15 protein-coding genes, 1 pseudogene and 1 riboswitch are annotated in these 19,310 nt (G+C 55.2%); of the genes and pseudogenes, 12 read left to right on the plus strand and 4 right to left on the minus strand.

Translation table 11 applies throughout. From position 1 onward, the window contains the following. Positions 1 to 129 precede the first annotated feature (129 nt). Positions 130 to 931: pseudogene (locus NST84_RS06010) on the plus strand (polysaccharide deacetylase family protein). A gap of 40 nt (positions 932 to 971) precedes the next feature. Beyond that, complete coding sequence (locus NST84_RS06015; RefSeq protein WP_342564715.1) at positions 972 to 2,000, plus strand: glycoside hydrolase family 88 protein; 1,029 nt, start codon at positions 972 to 974, stop codon at positions 1,998 to 2,000. Between the two features lie 507 nt (positions 2,001 to 2,507). Here NST84_RS06015 and NST84_RS06020 read toward each other — a convergent pair. Continuing rightward, entirely contained in the window at positions 2,508 to 4,217 is a 1,710-nt protein-coding gene (locus NST84_RS06020; protein WP_342564716.1) for a glycoside hydrolase family 2 TIM barrel-domain containing protein, read from the minus strand. A 153-nt stretch (positions 4,218 to 4,370) separates the two neighbouring features. Here NST84_RS06020 and NST84_RS06025 point away from each other — a divergent pair, with 153 nt between their 5' ends. From NST84_RS06025 to NST84_RS06060, 8 genes are all read left to right on the plus strand, one after another. Then, entirely contained in the window at positions 4,371 to 5,213 is an 843-nt protein-coding gene (locus tag NST84_RS06025; RefSeq protein ID WP_342564717.1) for an AraC family transcriptional regulator, read from the plus strand. Positions 5,214 to 5,312: 99 nt separating this feature from the next. Beyond that, positions 5,313 to 6,767, plus strand: coding sequence for a PLP-dependent aminotransferase family protein (locus NST84_RS06030; RefSeq protein ID WP_342566360.1), 1,455 nt, complete (start codon positions 5,313 to 5,315; stop codon positions 6,765 to 6,767). 21 nt (positions 6,768 to 6,788) lie between these two features. Beyond that, the gene (locus NST84_RS06035; protein WP_342564718.1) at positions 6,789 to 7,853 is read left to right on the plus strand and encodes a D-alanine--D-alanine ligase; all 1,065 of its coding nucleotides are present in this window, start codon (positions 6,789 to 6,791) and stop codon (positions 7,851 to 7,853) included. Continuing rightward, complete coding sequence (locus NST84_RS06040) at positions 7,846 to 9,033, plus strand: aminotransferase class I/II-fold pyridoxal phosphate-dependent enzyme (protein ID WP_342564719.1); 1,188 nt, start codon at positions 7,846 to 7,848, stop codon at positions 9,031 to 9,033. Before NST84_RS06035 ends, NST84_RS06040 begins: the two co-directional genes overlap by 8 nt. Positions 9,034 to 9,701: 668 nt before the next feature. Continuing rightward, positions 9,702 to 10,763, plus strand: a complete 1,062-nt coding sequence (cobT, locus tag NST84_RS06045; protein ID WP_342564720.1) for a nicotinate-nucleotide--dimethylbenzimidazole phosphoribosyltransferase — start codon at positions 9,702 to 9,704, stop codon at positions 10,761 to 10,763. Continuing rightward, on the plus strand, positions 10,760 to 11,308 hold the full coding sequence (cobU, locus tag NST84_RS06050; RefSeq protein WP_342564721.1) for a bifunctional adenosylcobinamide kinase/adenosylcobinamide-phosphate guanylyltransferase: 549 nt from the start codon (positions 10,760 to 10,762) through the stop codon (positions 11,306 to 11,308). Before cobT ends, cobU begins: the two co-directional genes overlap by 4 nt. After that, on the plus strand, positions 11,305 to 12,117 hold the full coding sequence (gene cobS, locus NST84_RS06055; RefSeq protein ID WP_342564722.1) for an adenosylcobinamide-GDP ribazoletransferase: 813 nt from the start codon (positions 11,305 to 11,307) through the stop codon (positions 12,115 to 12,117). The genes cobU and cobS overlap by 4 nt, the downstream gene beginning before the upstream one ends. Positions 12,118 to 12,567: 450 nt before the next feature. After that, the gene (locus tag NST84_RS06060; protein ID WP_342564723.1) at positions 12,568 to 12,894 is read left to right on the plus strand and encodes a YnfA family protein; all 327 of its coding nucleotides are present in this window, start codon (positions 12,568 to 12,570) and stop codon (positions 12,892 to 12,894) included. Positions 12,895 to 13,509: 615 nt separating this feature from the next. On the opposite strand, the gene NST84_RS06065 is transcribed toward NST84_RS06060, so the two are convergent. Next, the gene (locus NST84_RS06065; protein ID WP_342564724.1) at positions 13,510 to 15,198 is read right to left on the minus strand and encodes a methyl-accepting chemotaxis protein; all 1,689 of its coding nucleotides are present in this window, start codon (positions 15,196 to 15,198) and stop codon (positions 13,510 to 13,512) included. Positions 15,199 to 15,530: 332 nt separating this feature from the next. Continuing rightward, positions 15,531 to 15,576: riboswitch (PreQ1 riboswitch) on the plus strand. Between the two features lie 10 nt (positions 15,577 to 15,586). Here NST84_RS06065 and NST84_RS06070 point away from each other — a divergent pair. Continuing rightward, positions 15,587 to 16,309, plus strand: coding sequence for a queuosine precursor transporter (locus NST84_RS06070; protein WP_342564725.1), 723 nt, complete (start codon positions 15,587 to 15,589; stop codon positions 16,307 to 16,309). A 103-nt stretch (positions 16,310 to 16,412) separates the two neighbouring features. On the opposite strand, the gene NST84_RS06075 is transcribed toward NST84_RS06070, so the two are convergent. Next, a complete protein-coding gene (locus tag NST84_RS06075; protein ID WP_342564726.1) occupies positions 16,413 to 17,507 on the minus strand; it encodes a Xaa-Pro peptidase family protein in 1,095 nt (364 codons plus the stop codon). 48 nt (positions 17,508 to 17,555) lie between these two features. Next, on the minus strand, positions 17,556 to 18,290 hold the full coding sequence (locus NST84_RS06080) for an MBL fold metallo-hydrolase (protein WP_342564727.1): 735 nt from the start codon (positions 18,288 to 18,290) through the stop codon (positions 17,556 to 17,558). Between the two features lie 148 nt (positions 18,291 to 18,438). Between NST84_RS06080 and NST84_RS06085 the strand changes: the two genes are divergently transcribed. Further along, the gene (locus tag NST84_RS06085; protein ID WP_342564728.1) at positions 18,439 to 19,296 is read left to right on the plus strand and encodes an SDR family oxidoreductase; all 858 of its coding nucleotides are present in this window, start codon (positions 18,439 to 18,441) and stop codon (positions 19,294 to 19,296) included. Positions 19,297 to 19,310: the final 14 nt, after the last annotated feature.

Raw genomic sequence — 19,310 nt, forward strand, 5'->3', positions numbered from 1 at the left:
GGGAAGCGGATACATGAGCAGAAAAAAGCTCGAATCTTACAAATGAAGCTTATTTTTTTCCATTCCAGTGCCCTGGCGGAGCGTGATAGGATTTTGGTAATGAGAGAGTTTTGCTTAGGAGGTAGAGGAATGCCGAAGATTTATCTGGCTTTTCCAGAGGGGAAGCATAAGGTACTGACCATGAGCTACGACGATGGTAAGAAGGCCGATAGACGGCTGGTGCCAGTCTTTAACCAGTATGGGATCAAGGGCATGTTTCACCTGAACTCCGGGCGTCTGGGGCAAGGGGACCGGATTACCGGGGAAGAGGCAGCGGAGCTGTACCAGGGACATGAAATTTCAGCGCATACCGTTACCCACTCGACGATTACCAGAGCCCGCAGGAGCTAGTTGTCCGGGAAGTACTGGAGGATCGTGAGCGTTTGGAGACGTTAACCGGTTACACGGTGCGTGGAATGTCTTATCCGAACGGTTCGTACAGCCGGGAGATCAAGGAGCTGCTGCCGCATCTGGGCATTGAATATGCCGAGTTGTTCCGAGTACCGGACAGTTTGGCATGCCTGAGGACCTGCTGGAGTGGAAGCCGACGTGCCACCACAAGGAAAATCTGTTGCAGCTCGGTGAACAGTTCATTTCGCTTAATAAGCGGCAGTATCTGTACTTGATGTACGTGTGGGGCCACAGCTACGAGTTTGACAACGATGGCAACTGGGAAATTATTGAGCAGTTCTGCCGGCTGGCCGGTGGACGGGAGGACATCTGGTACGCTACCAACATGGAGATTGTCGACTACCTCAGCGCCTACCGCCAGCTGAAAATTGCCGCATCAGGGCAGTTCGTATGGAATCCGGGGGCAGCATCGGTCTGGCTTAGTATAGATGATGACAGAATTGTGGAAGTTAAGGGCGGCTGCCGGACAGTTCTCGTGTAATAACGGCAGTTCATAATTTAACGGGGAGGCTTTTTGAATAATGAAGCTGGACTTATCTAATCTTGATCTGAAAAAGGTTACAGACAGCGTAGCCGATTACACACTCGGCATGGACCTGACCTGGAACTGGCCTTGCGGGGTTGCTTATTACGGAGTCAGCCGGGCTTTTGAAGTTACTGGAGAGCAACGCTATCTGGAGCGGATGGCCGACTGGTGTGCCGAATATATAGAGGCAGGGCTGCCGGCTGAGTGGACGGTTAATACCTGCGCGATGGGCCATATGCTGCTCACACTCTACGAACAGACGAAGGAGCAGAAATACCTTGACCTGATTGTCAGCAAGCTGGATTATCTGCAGAACCGGGCTCTGCGTTTTGGTGACCGGGTGCTTCAGCATACGGTTTCGGTCAAAAATGATTTTCCGGAGCAGGCCTGGGCCGACACACTGTTCATGGCAGCCTACTTCGAATTGCGTGCAGGCGTGCTGCTTGGGGAGAAAAAGTGGATCGATGACGCACTCCATCAGTTCTTCTGGCACATCAACTACCTGCAGGATGAAAACACCAGCCTATGGTATCACGGATACAATCACATTGAGCAAAATCACATGTCCGGCCTCTACTGGGCCCGCGCCAACGCCTGGGCAGCCTACACCATGTCCAGAGTCGGTAAAATTCTGCCGGAAGCCTACCTGTATCCGCCGTATATGCATATTTCCAGCTCACTTCGCGATCAGCTCGCAGCGATCAAAAAGCTGCAGAAGCCTGACGGCCTCTGGGGTACCGTACTCGACCATCCGGAAGCGTACGGTGAAGTGTCGGCTACAGCGGGAATCGGCGCAGCTATGGTCATGCAGGGGAACCCGCTGCACGGAAAGTATGTCAACCGGGCGCTGCAGGGCCTGCTCGATAATATCGCCGATAACGGCCGTGTGCTGAATGTATCCGGCGGAACGGCAGTAATGAACGATCTGGCCGGCTATCTCGGCATTGACCGGAAGTGGGCGCAGGGCTGGGGGCAGGGACTGGCGCTTGCGTTCCTCTGTGCGGTGATTGAACAGGCGCGGTAAGCGGGAACATTAGGCCGGGTCAGCATCTGTATCCTGCTTGCAAAAAGTCAGGCGGGCAAAGACGAGACTTTGTTAGTGACTTCGCAAAAGGCTAAACGGAGCAGTGTAGCTCTTCATTGGATTATGTCGCAAAAGCCCGGCAGAACACTTTGGCTCCTTCATTAAGTAACTATACGCAAAAAAACAGGCGAACCGGTATTGCTCCTTGGATTGGGAGCGCTGGTTCGCCTGTTTTGTTGCAATCCCGGCCCCGCTAACGGACCCAGGAGACGTTATTTACTGGATTTCAAGAGTATTTCTGATCTAACGGACTCAGCAACCGCTATTTGCCGTCATATGACCTCGGAGGTGTGTTTTGGCGCTAAATAAGGTCATCTGAGTCCGTTAGGTTAGGCCGGGGGACGAATTGGTGCAGATAAGGTCATCTGAGTCCGTTAGGCTGTTTGTAAGGTTAAAAAAGCCCGCGCCGCCAGGCGGGGGCTTTCAATCACCAACCACCAAACATCCTCAGTCAGTCCACGACTGATAGATCCGCCGCACCTCGCGGAACGACTGCTTGGGCTTGCGGTATTCGTTGACCAGACCTTTGTTGTTGAAGCCGCGGGCCCGGTCGCGGAAGTTCCTGCTGCTGCTCTTCAGGTCGCCGCGGATGTCGGCGAACTGCCAGATGTACGTGCCGCCGATCTTGGGATCAGCGCGGAAGATATTCAGCGCTTCGGTCACGATATGCGCCTGATAGTCCTCGCTGAACAGCCGCGGCTCCCAGCCGACGTCCCCGAACAGTCCGGCGCCCCCGAACTCGGTCATCAACACCGGCGTGTCGCCCGCTCCCAGCTGCTCCGCACGCTTATGGAACTGCTCCAGCATGCCCTTGAAGCCGCTGACCTCGCCTTCGTACCAGCCAAAATATTTGTTGATCCCGATCACATCAAATAATGGCAGCAGAATATCCTCCAGCGGATGCATGGTGGCATAGGTGACAAGCCGTGAGGTATCCAGCTTCCGCACAAGTCCGATCAGTGCCTCGGTGAACGCATAGGCTTCCTGTGTGCGGGTATCGATTTCATTGTGCACAGACCAGAACGCCACGCTCGGATGATGATAATGCGTGCCGATCATCTCTTCAATCATGGTCAGGGCACGGTCCCGGAACAGCGGCTCGCTGACGGTCTCATTCGGCAGGAAGCAGCCCCAGATCGGAATCTCGCTCCAGAATACAAGCCCATGCTCATCGAGCAGGTCGAGCCAATAGGAGCTTTGCGGATAATGGGAGCCCCGGACGGTATTGCAGCCCAGCTCCAGAATGATATCCAGCTCCTTGTGCATCAGCTTCGGCGGAAAAGCAAAGCCCCATTCCGGATGCTCCTCATGCCGGTTCACACCCTTCAGATAGACCGGGGCGCCGTTGATCAGAATCCGGTGGTCTCTAGTCTCGATTGTGCGGAAGCCGATCCGCTCAATCTTATCATCATGCTCTGTCCGCAACTGGAATGTATATAATTCCGGCTTGCCCACATTCCACAGACGGACCTCCGCCAGCTGCAGATTAATCACATGGTTCAGCACCTGGCCTGCCTCAACCAACACTTCCTCCGCATGCAGCTCCTGTCCGCCTTCACTGAGCACCAGCCTGGTCACCAGCGCATCCGTCAGCAAAGAGCGCAACTGCACCTGTACAGACACCTCAGCCTCTGCACCCTGCAGCTCATAATCAATCTTCAGCTGTTCGATATAGAGGTCCGGCAAAAACTGCAGCTCCACCGAGCGGATGATACCGCCGTAATGGAACCAGTCCACCTGCTCCGTCGGAATAGTAAAGCTGTCCAGCGTGCTGTCAGTCCGGATAATCAGCTCATGCTCTCCTGCAGCCAGGGACGGAACAAGGAACTCAAAGGGCGTAAAGCCGCCGTAGTGGTAGCCCAGATGCTGCCCGTCCAGATAAACATCGGAATGGCCCTGCACCGCATGAAAAATCAGCCGGACATGCTGCTTATCACTCAGCGTGAGTTTTTTACGGTACCAGCCGACGCCCTCATATTCATACATTCCCAGCTCGTTATTCCAGCAGGAAGGGACGTGAAGAGCCTGCGGAGAATGTGGAAAACGCTCAAACCATTTTTCCTCAAGGCCTGCCTTTAAAGGATCTTTCGCGAAATCCCAAGGCCCGTCCAGCAGCTCTGTTACGCGGATATTATGCTGACGAAAAGTTCTTAACAAGTGTGTGTGCCTCCCCGTTATTGTGCGATGGCATTGCCTTTTACAGGCATCGTGTTAGTATGGATAGTATCATTTACCACTCGGGCAGTGAATAGAAAAAAACAATAAAGTCTTGTATAAATCGCGCCTGCAGCAGCAAAGGGGAGACTGTGCTTGGAAGAGAATGCCTATAACCTGAATGACCTGAGCGTGCATATTCATTTTGTGCTGGATAAAGTGACTTTTCCGGGCTGGGAGGACATCCGCAACATGGTCAATGTCCATAGCCTGTACTGGATTCATGAGGGTGAGGGGATTTTCAGGACTAATGTGGAGCATAAGGTGCAGGCAGGAATGCTGGCTTATCTGAAGCCCGGCCTCAAAATGTCCATGCGTTCAGAAATGGAAGCCCCGCTGCGTATCACGATGCTGCTGTTCGATTGTGCGGAGCTCGGCTATGATGCGGTCTGGAGGAACGTCCGGCCCATAGAGACACTGCGGCTTCCCTTTCTGAGCCAGTATGGCCCCGGGCAGGCTGAGGTGATCGGCGCTATGTTCCGGGAGATTAACCAGGAGTGGCTGCCGGGGCAGACTGCCGGAACGGCCGTTTCCCGTGCCAAAACACAGATTCTGCTCCATAAGCTGCACCAGAGCGTCCGGGCAGACTGGAATGTGATGGAGTCGGGGGCTTTTGCCGCTTTTGAGCAGATTAAGAGCAAGCTTGAGAATGCCTACATGGACCATCACCGGATCGAAAAAATGGCGGAGGAGTACGGTATTTCAGCTTCGTACCTGCGTAAGCTGTTCCTGAAATATACCGGTATGGGGCCGAAGGAATATCATATGCATATCCAGAACCAGCAGGCATGCCGCTACCTGACGTTTACGGATTATCCGGTGAGGGAAATTGCCAAGCTGTGCGGCTTTTACGAGGAATACCATTTCAGCAAAATGTTCAAGCAGCTGAACGGCGTATCGCCGACAGCCTACCGCAGCAGCCAGCGGAACGGGGAGTGAAGGACCAGGAGGAACCACAGGCGGGGGAAAATGCCGGGTCTGTGGTTCTTTTTTTACGGAAAAGATTATGCCATGATAGCTACAGGGGGCGAAGAACGGATGTTTAATGATTTCAGGCTCATTGCCGGGCGGCCGGTGTATGTGCAGGTTAAGGATTATATGAAAAGCCTCATTCTGAGGGGTGCCCTCCAGGGGGAGCAGAAGCTGCCCTCTACCCGGGAACTGAGCCTGCTGCTCAAGGTCAGCCGTAACTCCGTGATCTCCGCCTACATGGCGCTGGAGGATGACGGGTTCGCCTATACGGTGCAGGGACAGGGGAGTTATGTCAGTAACACGGCCCTTCCGGAAAATACAGCAGCACCTGCCTGGAGCGTGGACTGGAAAAGCCGCTTAAGCAGCAGGGCGCTGCTGGCCGAAGAGCTGGATATTATGAAACGCGGCATCCGCGCGGGGAAGGACACAATTTCTTTTACCAGTATCGCACCTGATGAAAGCCTGTTCGATCTGGACAATGTAAAACGCGCCTTTCTGGAGCGGATGTCTGTAGAAGGCAATGTTCTGCTGAACTACGGCTATGCCAAGGGGTATAAGCCTTTGATAGATTATTTGAAGCAATATATGGAGCATAAGGGCGTAGACATGCGCGGCAAGGATCTGCTGATTACGAACGGGTTCACGGAGGGTTTTGATATTGTACTGTCAGCGTTAGGCCAGCGGCACGGGAAGGTGCTCTGTGAGAATCCGACCCATCATACGGCGCTCAAAAACCTGCGGCTGAACGGCTTCGGCATCCGTGGAGTGGCCATGGAGCGTGACGGCATCCATCTCGGTGAGCTGAAGCGGGCGCTGGAGGAAGGGATGTATGATTGTGCCTACCTCGTGCCGTCCTACCACAATCCGACCGGCATTGTCATGTCCCCTGAAAAAAGGCTGGGCGTGATGAAGCTGATGGCCGACTACGGTGTGCCGGTGATTGAGGACGGGTTCAACGAGGAGCTGCGCTATTCCGGCTCGCATGTGGCTCCGCTGATCGCGGCGGCCGGGGGCGGCAACAGTGTGATTTATCTGGGGAGCTTTTCCAAGGTGCTGTTCCCGGGCCTTAGAGTAGGCTGGGTGCTGGCGGACCAGGAGCTGATCTATTATCTGGAAAGTGTCAAAAGAGCACGGAGCATCCACACTTCGACGCTTGACCAGTCCATTCTGTATCAATATTTGCTCGGCGGAAATTTGGAGAAGTATCTCAAACGGGCCAGAACGGAATACAAGCGGAAGTATGAGCTGACGATGGCTTGCTGCAGGGAGCTTTTGCCGGATTGCAAGGTGAGCGGGGACGGGGGATTGCATCTGTTCGTCACGTTTCCGGATGGCTTCAGCACACGAGAGCTGTTGGCGGCGTGCCGGGAGCAGGGGGTTATTTTTACGGTGGGGGATATGTTCTTTACAGACGGAACAGGACAGAACACGCTGCGGCTGGGCTTCTCCAGGGTAGCGGAGGACGATATACGCAAGGGAATCGGGATTATCGGCAGGACAGCACGTCAACTACTCGGATGAGATGAAAAGGGGAATGGGGATATGTTAAAAGTAGGCGTAATTATGGGCGGAGTGTCCTCTGAATACGAAGTGTCGCTGAATACCGGTAAAGAGATGCTGAAAGCTTTGGACCGGAGCAAATATGAGGCGGTGCCGGTTGTGATTGAGGAGCGCGGGCAGCTGATCGATGCGGTAAAAGGGCTGGATTTCGCGTTGCTGGCGCTCCATGGCGCCTACGGCGAGGACGGAACGGTGCAGGGAACGCTGGAAACACTCGGTATCCCCTACTCCGGGAGCGGTGTGCTGGCGAGCAGCCTGTGCATGGATAAGCATCTGTCCAAAACCATTCTCCGCAGCAAAGGTGTGATGACCCCGAATTGGCTGTGCTGGGAGAGCATGGAGGACTATTCAGAGGAAGCTGTGGGACAGCTGGGCTACCCGGTTATGGTAAAACCGAACGCCGGCGGCTCCAGCATCGGCATGTCCAAGGTGGATAACGCGGAGGGGCTGCGTGCGGCGGCGGAAAAAGCTTTTGCCGAGGATCGGGCGATCCTGATCGAGGCCTTTACCGAAGGGCAGGAGATTACCTGCGCGATCCTTGGCGGGGAGCTGCTGCCGGTGATCGGCATCCAGTCGCTGGGTGCGGAATGGTTCGATTACAGCGCCAAATACGAGCAGGGCGGGGCAGATGAACAGGTTATCCAGCTGTCACTGGGCACACATGAGCGGGTGCGGACGGCGGCGTTCGCCTGCTACAAGGCGCTGAAATGCTCTGTCTACGCCAGAGTGGATATGCTGCTGCAAAAGGGCGTGCCATATGTGCTTGAGGTGAACACGCTGCCGGGCATGACCGGAACGAGCCTGCTCCCGCGCAGCGCTGCCGCTGCCGGGTATACATTCAGCGGACTATTGGATGCGATTATTGAGGGCTCGCTGCTGGAGCGGGGGAATGGTGCGGGGCGGAGTAAGGGCGCTGCCGTGCTGATGCAGAAAGTGGATGGGCCGGGCGAAGCAGTGGCTGAGGGATATAATACGGAAGCCGAGGCGGCCGGAGCACACGCAGCACCGGAGGAAATAGGCATACGGGAGGTGGCCAGTCATGTTTAATGAGCAGGTGTCTCCGTACACGCAGGGGTGGATTGCCCCGCGTGTGCGGGAGATCGCGCCTTCGGGCATCCGCGCTTTTTTTGATCTTACAGCAGGTAACAACGAGATTATATCACTTGGTGTCGGGGAGCCGGACTTCAAAACCCCGGAGCATATCCGGGCTGCCTGTATCCGTGCGCTGGAGCGCGGCGAAACCACATACACGCCGAACAGCGGACTGCCTGAGCTGCGGGAGGAGATTGCGCATTATCTGTCTAACGGCTTCGGACTGAGCTATCAGGCTACCGATGAGGTAATCGTTACCGTAGGCAGCAGCGAAGCGCTGGATCTGGCGCTGCGTGCGTTCACTGCTCCGGGTGACGAAATCATTATCCCTTCGCCGAGCTATATCGCCTACTCGCCGATCGCCCATCTGAACGGCGGCACGCTGGTCGAGGTGGAGACTACGGCGGAGCAGGGCTTTAAGCTGACAGCTGAAGCCCTGGAAAAGGTGATCACACCGCGCTCCAAGCTGCTGGTGCTGAACTTCCCTAGCAATCCTACCGGGGCGGTGATGTCTTATGAAGACTGGCTGCCGATTGCTGAACTGGTGAAGCAGCATAACCTGCTGGTGCTGTCAGATGAAATCTATGCCGAGCTGACCTATGACAGCAGGCATGTCAGCATTGCCTCGCTTCCCGGCATGCTGGAGCGGACGATCCTGATCAGCGGCTTCTCCAAAGCGTTCGCCATGACCGGCTGGCGCGTCGGCTACGCCTGCGGCAGCCGCGAGCTGCTGGCTGCGATGCTCAAGATTCATCAGTACACCGCGATGTGCGCACCGGTGCTGGGACAGATCGCTGCCCTGGAATCGCTGCGCAGCGGGCTGGCTGACAAGGACCGGATGAAGGAGGTTTTCCGCCAGCGCAGAACGCTGTTCGTCGAGGGTCTGCGGAGCATCGGGCTGGACTGCCGCGAGCCGGAGGGGGCGTTCTATGCCTTCCCGTCGATTGCCCGCACCGGAATGCGGTCGGAGGAATTTGCACTGAGGCTGCTGCAGGAAGCAGGAGTTGCCGCTGTTCCCGGGCATGTGTTCGGAAGCGGCGGCGAAGGGCATATCCGCTGCTCTTATGCAGCTTCCACAGCTAAGCTGACCGAGGCGCTGGAGCGGATGGAAGGCTTCATGAAAGTAAAAATCTGATTGTAAGATCATTCCGTATCCCCTATCCTTGAAGAAAAGGGGATACGGAATAAAGCGTGCGCGCATGCTGCTGTGTACCGGCAGCGGCAGGGGTCCCTTTCTTTTGAAGGGGCTTTTTTCTGCGGCAGATTGCATAATGCCGGATCTGCCAGGCTGTGGAGCTGTAACGGACACAGATGACCTTATTCGCTGATTTTAGCCTTTTTGGCGCGGCTAACGGACTCCAGTGACTTTATTACTCTCAAAACCCGCCTCAAGGGCCATTTAGCCGGCAAATAAAGGCATCTGAGTCCGTTAGTGCGGAGAATTGCCTGTATGCTGATTGATAAGGGCTATATGGTCCGTTAGAAGGATTGGCTCACCTTGTACTGCTGCAGCGGTGAGGAGAGGTTTAGGTGCAAGTGGTGAGCGGCTGGCGGAAGATGATGAGTGGATAGTGACAGAAGGTGAGCGGGCTTGAGGCATATGGTTAGCGGACTAGTAGCATATGGCGAGTAGCAGGGTGTAAGAGGGCTAGTAGCACATTGTGAGTAGTTAGTGGCAAATAGTGAGTGGATAGGGGCAGAAGGTGGTGGGCAGTAGTCGAGAATATACGGTAAGCGCTAAAGGGCAATTGGCTTGGCGAGCAGGGTGAGGCTAGAGGTAGACGATACATAGGAGGAATACTGATGCATTCAACAATTGAGCAGGTAATCTGCCGGATTAAACCGGCAGATTTGGAAGCCATTAAGCGGGCAGAGCAGCGCCTGGACATCTTGACCAAGCCGCCCGGAAGTCTAGGGCGGCTGGAGGAGCTGGCAATACAGCTGGCGGGGATTTCCGGCACGGAGCAGCCGGCTTACGGCAAACGTACAGTTGTGGTTATGGCTGCTGACCATGGGGTGTGCAGCGAAGGTGTCAGCGCTTTTCCGCAGGAGGTCACGGTTCAGATGGCCTACAATTTCCTCAGCGGCGGAGCAGCAGTGAATGTGCTTGCCCGCCAGGCGGGTGCAGAGGTGAGGCTGGTCGACATTGGCATCGCCGGAGACCTAAGCCATCCCGAATTGCTCGCCCGTAAAGTGCGCTATGGCAGCGGCAATATGGCGAAGGGCTCGGCGATGAGCCGGGAGGAGGCGCTGCAGGCTATTTTGGCTGGAGTCAGTGTGGCAGAGGAAGCGGTGAAAGGCGGAACGGAGATTTTTATTACCGGCGAGATGGGCATCGGCAATACGACAGCCAGCGCAGCAGTGCTGTGTGCGCTTGAAGGTGTTCCGGCTGAGACAGCAGTGGGACGGGGCACCGGGATTGACGATGAACGGCTGCGGCATAAAATCGCCGTTGTAGAGCGGGCGCTGAAGCTTAATGTACCTGATTCCGCGGATGCGATTGATGTACTGTCCAAGGTAGGCGGACTTGAGATCGCCGGGTTGGCCGGACTTATATTGGGAGCTGCTGCGGCCCGGGTTCCTGTGGTGCTGGATGGCTTTATTTCGGGTGCAGCAGCACTTGTTGCCAAAGCGCTTGCCCCGCTGTCTCACGATTATATGATCGCTTCCCATATCTCCGGCGAGCAGGGGCATAAGCTGATGCTGGAGCGGCTGGGTCTTACAGCGCTGCTTGATCTTGAACTCCGTCTCGGCGAAGGAACAGGCGGTGTGCTCTGCCTGCACTTTGTTGAAGCCGCCAGCCGGATTATGCGCGAAATGGCTACCTTTGAAAGCGCAGGAGTCTCGGGAGCGGATAGCCGATGAGTATTCTGGTAACGGGAGGAGCGCGCAGCGGCAAAAGCGGCTTCGCCGAACGCCTGACGCTGTCATTGGCAGGACAGGCGGTGTATGTGGCGACCGGACAAGCTTTTGACGATGAGATGAAGGCGCGGATTGACCTGCACCGGCGGCAGCGCGAAGAAAGCGGCGGACAATGGGAGACGGTGGAAGAGCCGCTGGATTTGCCGGGGCTGCTGCAACAGCTGTCGGGAGGTGGGGCAGTGCTGGTGGACTGCCTGACCCTTTGGCTGTCGAATGTCCTGCTGGCTGTTGAGAGTGGGCCGGACAGGCAGGAACGGGTCGAGGAGGAGATCGCCCGGCTGGAGGAAGCTGCCGCTGCCTTTCAAGGGACGCTGGTTCTTGTAACAAACGAAGTTGGTGACGGGATTGTACCGGAATATGCACTCGGACGGCTGTACCGGGATCTGGCCGGCAGGATGAATGCAAGACTGGCGGCGGGTTGCCAGCAGGTGTTTCTGGTAACTGCCGGAATACCGATAGAGCTGAAGAGCAGGGAGTACAAGCTGTGAGTGCGCGCAGGGACGCCGCTGCCGCTTTTCAGTTTCTGTCCCGCTTCCCGGTTAAGGATGGCGGGGATTTTTCCCCCGAGCTGCTGCGGCGCAGCGTGGCGTATTACCCGCTGGTCGGCGCGGCCATCGGGCTTAGCGTTGCGGCTGGAGCAGCAGCAGCGGTCTGGCTGCTGCCGGCCTGGCCTGCCGCAGTCATAACTCTCATTCTGTGGGTAGGGCTGACCGGCGGGCTGCATCTGGACGGCTGGATGGACAGCGCAGATGCACTGCTCAGCTACCGTTCACGGGAGCGGATGCTGGAGATTATGAAGGACAGCCGAGTGGGGGCCATGGGCGTGCTGGCCTGCGTGCTGCTTTTGCTGCTGAAAGCAGCGCTGCTGGCAGCTTTTATCGGGGGCAGCCGTTACTACGAGCTGCCACTGCTTCTGCTGCCGCCGGTGTGGAGCCGCTGGTACATGGTGCGGGCAATGGCCCGCTTCCCCCTGGCCCGCGGCAATGAAGGGCTGGCAGCGAGCTTCGCTGCGCTGCCTCCCCGGCAGGAGCGGCGCGCCATGCTGCTCGCCGCTCTGCTGACGCTTCCCGCAGCCGCAGCACCTTTGGTGCTCGGCGCGGGAGGCGGGGCATGGCCGCAGCATCTGGCTGCGGCCTGCCTGGCACCGCTGACTGCCGCGGCCTGCGGCGGATTCGCGGCGCGGCGGATCAGCAGCCGGCTCGGCGGGCTCACCGGCGACGTGTACGGCGCACTGAACGAGCTGCTGGAAGCAGCATTGCTGCTGCTTCTCGTGCTGCTGCAGCACAATCTGCTGTAGCTGATGTACAGGAGCACAGCACTTGGCCGGCTGACGCAGCTATCAGTACCGGGCTGGCTGCATCAGCCATATCGTAAGCCATTAGTATCCGGCCATCTGCATCAGCCATCAGTATCTGGCCATCTGTATCTAACCATCTGTATCTAACCATCTGTAGCAGAGCAGATATCTTTACCCGTCCGTTTTCCCTTGTATCCAGTCGGCGAAATCTGGAAAACGAATTAATATGGCTGGTTTACTTAACAGAGATGCGTTGCCGCTAGCTTGACGATTTGCAGAAAGTTCAGGAATTCCCCGGTTTCGGGTGTAATTTCCCGGCGCTAAAGGCAACCTTTTCGGGACTGCATTAGGTGAGCGGCGTTCGGTAGGCTGGCTGCACCTTGTACGGGAGAGTTGGAAGATGAAGTCTGTATACAAACTAACGGGCTTGTCCTGAAAAGAGGGATAATAATGTTCATGGCCATAATGCTGTTTATAGTAGCCGGGCTGGCCGAGATCGGGGGAGGGTATCTGGTCTGGCTCTGGCTGCGGGAATCACGCCCGCTCTGGTATGGGATCGCAGGCGCAGTTATCCTGGTTGCATATGGAATCATTCCTACTATTCAGAAATTTCCGTCCTTTGGCAGAGTGTACGCCGCATACGGCGGGGTGTTTATTGTTCTGGCAGTTCTGTGGGGCTGGCTGGTCGACAAAAAAACACCGGACATGTACGACTGGATCGGGGCCGCAATCTGCGTAATCGGGGTCTCCGTCATTCTGTGGGCACCGAGAAGCTAGGATATGTTCGAGAAGTCAGGTTATATATGTGTAAGTGCCGGACTGGGGAGGCTATTATACACTAATTGAACTTGAATATAGTCCGCAGCAGTACAACGGAAAAGTGTAATGTAGCCTGCGCGGAAATCCGTATGAAGCAGTAGCACCAAACAACCTTCTAACGGACTCAAATGACCGTATTCCCCGTCAAAAGCACACTTTAAAAATCTAACGGACCTCAGCGCCCTTATCCGGTCATATTGAGCCCAAAAACACCCCGCAGACAGACAATAAGGGCGCTACGGTCCGTTAGCCTGGTCAAATGCAGTAAACGGAAAGAATAAAGGCGCTACGGTCCGTTAGCACTCAGCAAGCAGTCAGTAGGCCGTTAGCAGTCAGCAGGCCGTTAAAAGTCAGCAAGCAGTCAGTAGGCCGTTAGCAGTCAGCACTCAGCAAGCATATAGCACTCAGTCAGCATTTAGCAGTCAGCAGGCCGTTAGCACCCAGCAGGCACTCAGCAGTCTGCCAATAGCCAGCAATCCGCAGTCATACCCCCGGTATAATAAATATTGTACGTAAAAAAGGACACCACGAAAGACAGCCGCCAAGCGGTGCTTCCGTAGTGTCCTTTTATTATTAAATCTTGAACTGAGCGACCGCCTGTTGAAGCTTGACAGCCTGCTCGTGCAGGTGCTCTACAGTCAGGGAATTGCCCTCCAGCTCCTGATACTGGCGGGAGGAATCCTCGGCAAGTGAACCGGCGATCGACTGCGAGGTGGCTGTGATCTGTGCAGCCTCTTCAACAGAGGCGCTGACTTCCTCTGTGCCGGCGGAAATTTCCTGGGTTGCCGCGGATACGGACTGGATGCTGTGGCTGATACTCTGGATCAGAATGAGCAGGTGGTTGAAGGCATCTCCGGCGGCAACGACCTTGCCGACCCCGGAGGATACTTCCGCGTTCACATGATTCATCTCCTCGACCGAACGGTTCATATCCTCCTGCAGGCTAAGCAGGAATTCACGGATCTGCTCATTGGATTCCTTGGACTGTTCGGACAGCTTGCGGACCTCTCCGGCAACAACGGCGAAGCCGCGGCCGTGTTCGCCTGCACGGGCTGCCTCAATAGAAGCGTTAAGGGACAGCATCTGGATCTGCTTCGTGATTTCGGTGATTCCCTGAACCACCTCGCCGATCATCTGCGAGCGTTCATTCATGATGCGGAACTGCTCAAGTGAATGCACCGAAACCTGCTCTACCTGGCGCATCTGTTCAACGGCACTCCGGGCGGTCTCATTCCCGCCGGCCGCTTCCTGTGAGGCCTCGCTGATCTGCTCGGTGACCTCACCGGCTGCAGCAGCAATATGCTGGATGCCGACATTGATTTCCTCCATCGCCTTGGAATTCTCAAAAGCGCTGGCGGCAATTGTTGCGCTCCCCTTGCTGATCTCAGTCACCGACTCAGCGGAGCGCTCGGCCATTCCGTTGAGTACCTCGACACGCTTCTTCAGATCATTGGCATCGGCGACAACGGTATTGGAGGTTTCCAGTACCTGGCTGATCATGTCCTTCAGCTTATGGCCCATGCTGCGGAAGCTTTCCGACAGCTGGCTGACCTCATCGTTGCCCTTGATGATCAGCTCCTGGGTGAAATCACCCTCTGCCAGCTTGTTGCTGTAGGCGGTGAGCCGGGTGAGCGGCCGGGTAATTCTGCGGCTCATGAAGTAGGCGGCTGTGAGTCCGACAATCAGGGAAGCCAGCGTGATGGCAACACTCGTCCAGACAATACTGTCTATTTTATCCTGAACAAAACCTAGATCATAACTCACACCAATCAGCATAGTGCTGCCGGGAATTCCGACGTAGGCTGTTCTATGTATACCATGACTGTCGCTATATGTGGTACTTACTCCTGTTTTACCTTTCGAGGCCTGGTCCATTACCGGGGTTACGGCAAGCGATTCGTCAGGCTTCAGCTTGGAGTCGTGATCGGCAGTCAGCACGGTGGCTTTGCCTTCGGCGAGATTGATCAGAAAGATGGTCTCCACATCATGCTGTTCTTTTTTATCCCGGAAATAATATTCCAGATTGGTTGCAGCCTGTTCACTTTTGTTAAGCGTCTGCTGGGCGTAGGTTGCATTCATTCCCTTGTAGGAATCCTGTGCTGCGGCAGTCAAAAGCTTGTTAATCTGCGGCATAACATAGCTGTCGATGGTACTCATGGAGATAAAGTAGAAGCTGATACTTAATACAAGCGACGTTAGCAACAGTACTGTAAACAAAAGAAGCGTGAATTTGCGGCTGATTGAATTTTTAAAACGTACCATTTCATTCTCTCCTTCGTGATTAGGATGCATCTATATCCCTCTGCAATGCCTTACAATCAAGCAGGCACAATATATTCCATAGGTATAGGTCATATATAAGGATATTGGACTCGAAATACGATTGATAACTATTCTATAGAATTAACCTCCGGTTGAATAGTGAAAAATGCAACAATCACGCAGAATTTTCTGAAAAATTTAATAATATTCGAATAAGTTATGTGATTTTCAAAAATATACAGGGGAATTACTGAATTTGCCGGAAATAAAATTTCATGGCTTGTTAGCTTCTCTTGTGGTAGAGTAGTAATGTTTTGTTCCGGCATAACATCATAACCGCGGTTCGTAACCATCCCGCGTAACCAAAACTAGGAGGATTTAAAGATACATGTTTAATTTGCTGTGGGGAATTGTGTTTGTCATTGTCAATTTTGCCTTTTTTCTGGTCTGCTACCGGCTGTTCGGTAAAAAGGGCCTGTATGCCTGGGTTGGAGTAGCAACGGTTATCGCCAACATCCAGGTGGCCAAAACCATCGAAATGCCGTTTGGCATTGTAATGACGCTCGGCAATACGATGTACGTCACGCTCTATATGACCAGCGACCTGCTGAATGAGAAATACGGCAGAGCTGAAGCGCGTAATGCGGTCTGGTTCGGTTTCTTCACGCTGCTGATGACGACGGCGATTATGCAGATGGTGCTTGTGTTTGAGCCGCAGGAGACCGATATCGCACAGTCTTCCCTGGAGACAATCTTTGGCATGATGCCGCGTCTGGCCCTGGGCAGTCTGACTGCTTACTTTATCAGCCAGTTCCTGGATGTACGCCTGTACTCCTGGATTCGTAAATATTACGGCAGCTCCCGTCAGCTGTGGATCCGCTCGAACGGCAGCACGATGGTCAGCTCCTTTGTAGATACGCTGATTTTCTGCACCATTGCGTTTGCCGGACTGTATGATCTGAAGGTGTGGACGGAGATTCTGCTGACCACCTACCTGTCCAAATTCCTGCTTACCGGTGCCGGTACACCTATCCTGTACATTGCCCGTTCCTTCAGCTTTGCCGAAGAGACAGGGAGCCGCAAGGATACCGAAGCCCGGATTGATGTATAAAAGAATGCTTTAAACGCATATAAATAAAAAAAGCAGCAAGCCCCCGGAAAAGGGCTTGCTGCTTTTTTTGTATAGTAGCTGCAGTACAGCAGAATGGAGCTGTCTACAGCTGAATTACCGACAGTTCCTTAGGGTAGCTGGTAAGAGTAACTGGACCTTCGGCGGTAATAAACACGTCGTCCTCAATACGTACACCGCCGAGACCCGGTACATAAATGCCCGGCTCGACCGTAAACACATTGCCGTTCTCGATAACGTCTGTGTTCAGACCATGCAGCGAAGGGTATTCATGGGTGTCCATCCCCAGGCCGTGTCCGACACGGTGCATGAAGTATTCGCCGTAGCCGGCAGCCTCGATAACATCGCGTGCAGCCTTGTCCACCGAACCAAAGGTGGCTCCGGCTGTGGAGGCAGCGATCCCGGCCATATTGGCGGCCAGAACGGTGTTGTAGATCTCAACCAGCTTGCTGTCGATATCACCGACAGCAAAGGTGCGCGTTATATCGGAGGCGTAGCCTGCAGCATATACGCCCATATCGAACATCAGCAGATCGCCGGGCTGAATGATCCGGTCCCCTGGTACGCCATGCGGCAGGGCCGTATTGGGTCCGGAGAGGACCATCGTATCAAAGGAGGGGCCGGAAGCGCCGACTTTTTTCATCAGGTATTCAAGCTCGGCAACCAGCTCGATTTCCGTTACTCCGCTCTTGATATGGCTCAGCCCGCGGCGGAGCACCTCCTCGATAAGCTCAGCGGCATGCTTCATCCGGCTGATCTCCTCCGGAGTCTTTCTGGCCCGCATGGCCCGCAGCAAAGGACCGATATCGCTGAAGCTTCCGGCCGGAACAGCTGCGGATAACAGCTCGTAGCGGCTCACGGAGAAGTGTTCCTTTTCAATACCGAGTGTTCCTGGTGCTGTACCTCCAAAACGGGATTGAAGCAGCTCATACGGATTATCCGTATCGCTGTGTGTCAGAATCGTCTTGACTGAGGAGGCCGCATGCGCCGCCTCACTGTCGAGCGCCGGAACAATCAGGACCGGCTCCACGCCGCGGATCAGCAGCAGGCCAAGAAACCGCTCATGCGGGTTCGAGGCAAAGCCGGTCAGATAATAGACATGCTTGGGATCGGTGACGAGCAGTGCATCCAGCCCGCTTCCCGCCATTCCCTGCTCCAGGCTTTTCAGAGCGTCGTTCATTTCAGGTATTCCCCTTTCGTATAACCCTTCTAAACAACAATTCTCTAATTATAGCAGAGATTCCGTCAATGTCCCGATAAGCGCCTGCGGACTGCCTTCATATACTCCGCCGTGATAGCAGAGGATGGTGCGGACCCGCAGGTCCTTCAGCTTCAGCAGGCTGCGCAGCGCCAGCGGCATATCCGGTGTGGCGACATCCCACGGTCCGGCCAGCTCGCCGTCCAGGACACGCAGCTCATCGGCAGCAAGCAGCAGCTCCTGTTCCCGCTGGTAGAGGCAGATATGTCCCGGTGTATGCCCGGGAGTGTGGATAATCTCAAGCCCGCCGCCCCAGGGCAGACGTTCAGCATCATGAAGCTCTTCGATTTCCGGCAGCTGCTTCAGCTGCTCCAGAAAGCGCTCGAACGATTCCCGGCGCTCCGGCGGCAGCTGGGCTATCCGTTCCGGGGTCATTTTGAGCATCGGCCGGCTGCCGCCTATAACCGGCAGATCACCCGGATGAGCAAAGATCCGGACACCGGGGAATTGACGGGCAAGTGCGGGAAGATTCCCGATATGGTCTGTATCCTGATGGGTTAGAATGATCCGTTTCAGACTGGCAGGAGCTTCGCCTGCTTCCTCAATGGCCTTAATCAGAGCCTCATACTGGTCAAACATGCCGGTGTCAATCAGCGTCAGCCCGTCCGCATCTTTAAGCAGTACAGGATGCACCTGGGATTCTCCCAGCGGGATAGTAAGCACAATAACATTTGGTCTGATCTGCATCGTTAGCTCCGGGAGCATGTCCCGGACTCACCTCCTGAAAGTTTGGGGCTATTCTTTTCTTACACCCCTGATATAATGTAACATTATCTTAGATCAACTGCCTGGTAAAGGCCAGGCCGGGACTGCAGTCGGCAGGGTCCTGCACAGGAGAGGGGAATGAGCGGCTATGCATAATAAAATTCTGCTTGTCACCGGAGGCAACTCCGGTATGGGACTGGCTACAACGATTGAAATGGCCCGCCGGGGAGCGAAGGTGATTATGGCCTGCCGCAGCCGGATACGCGGCGAAGCCGCTCTGGCTGAAGCCCGGCGCCAGAGCGGTTCGGAAGATATTACGCTGATGCTGTGTGATCTGGCTTCCTTCCAGAGCATCCGCAGCTTTGCTGAGGAATTTCTGGCGGCCTATCCGGTGCTGGATGTGCTGATCAACAATGCAGGAGTCGTTACGATTAAGCGGGAGCTGACGGCAGACGGCTACGAGATGGATTTCGGTGTCAATCATCTGGGGCATTTTCTGCTGGCCAATCTGCTGCTCGGAGCGCTGAAGAAGGCGGAGCAGGGCCGGGTTGTCGTTGTAGCTTCCGGGGCTTACAAGATCGGCAAGCTCTATCTGGAAGACCATACGCTGTCGCGGGGTTTTAATCCTGCCAAGGCCTATGCCCGCTCCAAGCTGGCCAACCTCCTGTTCACGCGTGAGCTGGCTGCCCGCCTGAAGGGGACTGCAGTAACGGTTAATGCGGTGCATCCGGGGGCAGTGGGCACCAGCATCGGGGTAAACCGGGATACCGGCTTCGGCCGCTCGGTGCTGAAGCTGCTGTCCTACTTCTTCCTGACGCCGGAGCAGGGTGCAGACACTGCCGTTTATCTGGCAACAGCTCCGGAGCTAGGCAATATAAGCGGGCAGTATTATTACCGCCGCCAAATCCAGGAGCTGTCGCCCAGGGCTGCAGATGCCAAGGAAGCAGCGCGTCTGTGGCAGTGGAGCCTTGAACAGACCGGACTGGACTTATATAGATTTTTATAAATAGGGGGAAAGAA

The organism is Paenibacillus sp. FSL R7-0345 (assembly GCF_038595055.1).
Classification (GTDB): Bacteria; Bacillota; Bacilli; order Paenibacillales; family Paenibacillaceae; genus Paenibacillus_AQ.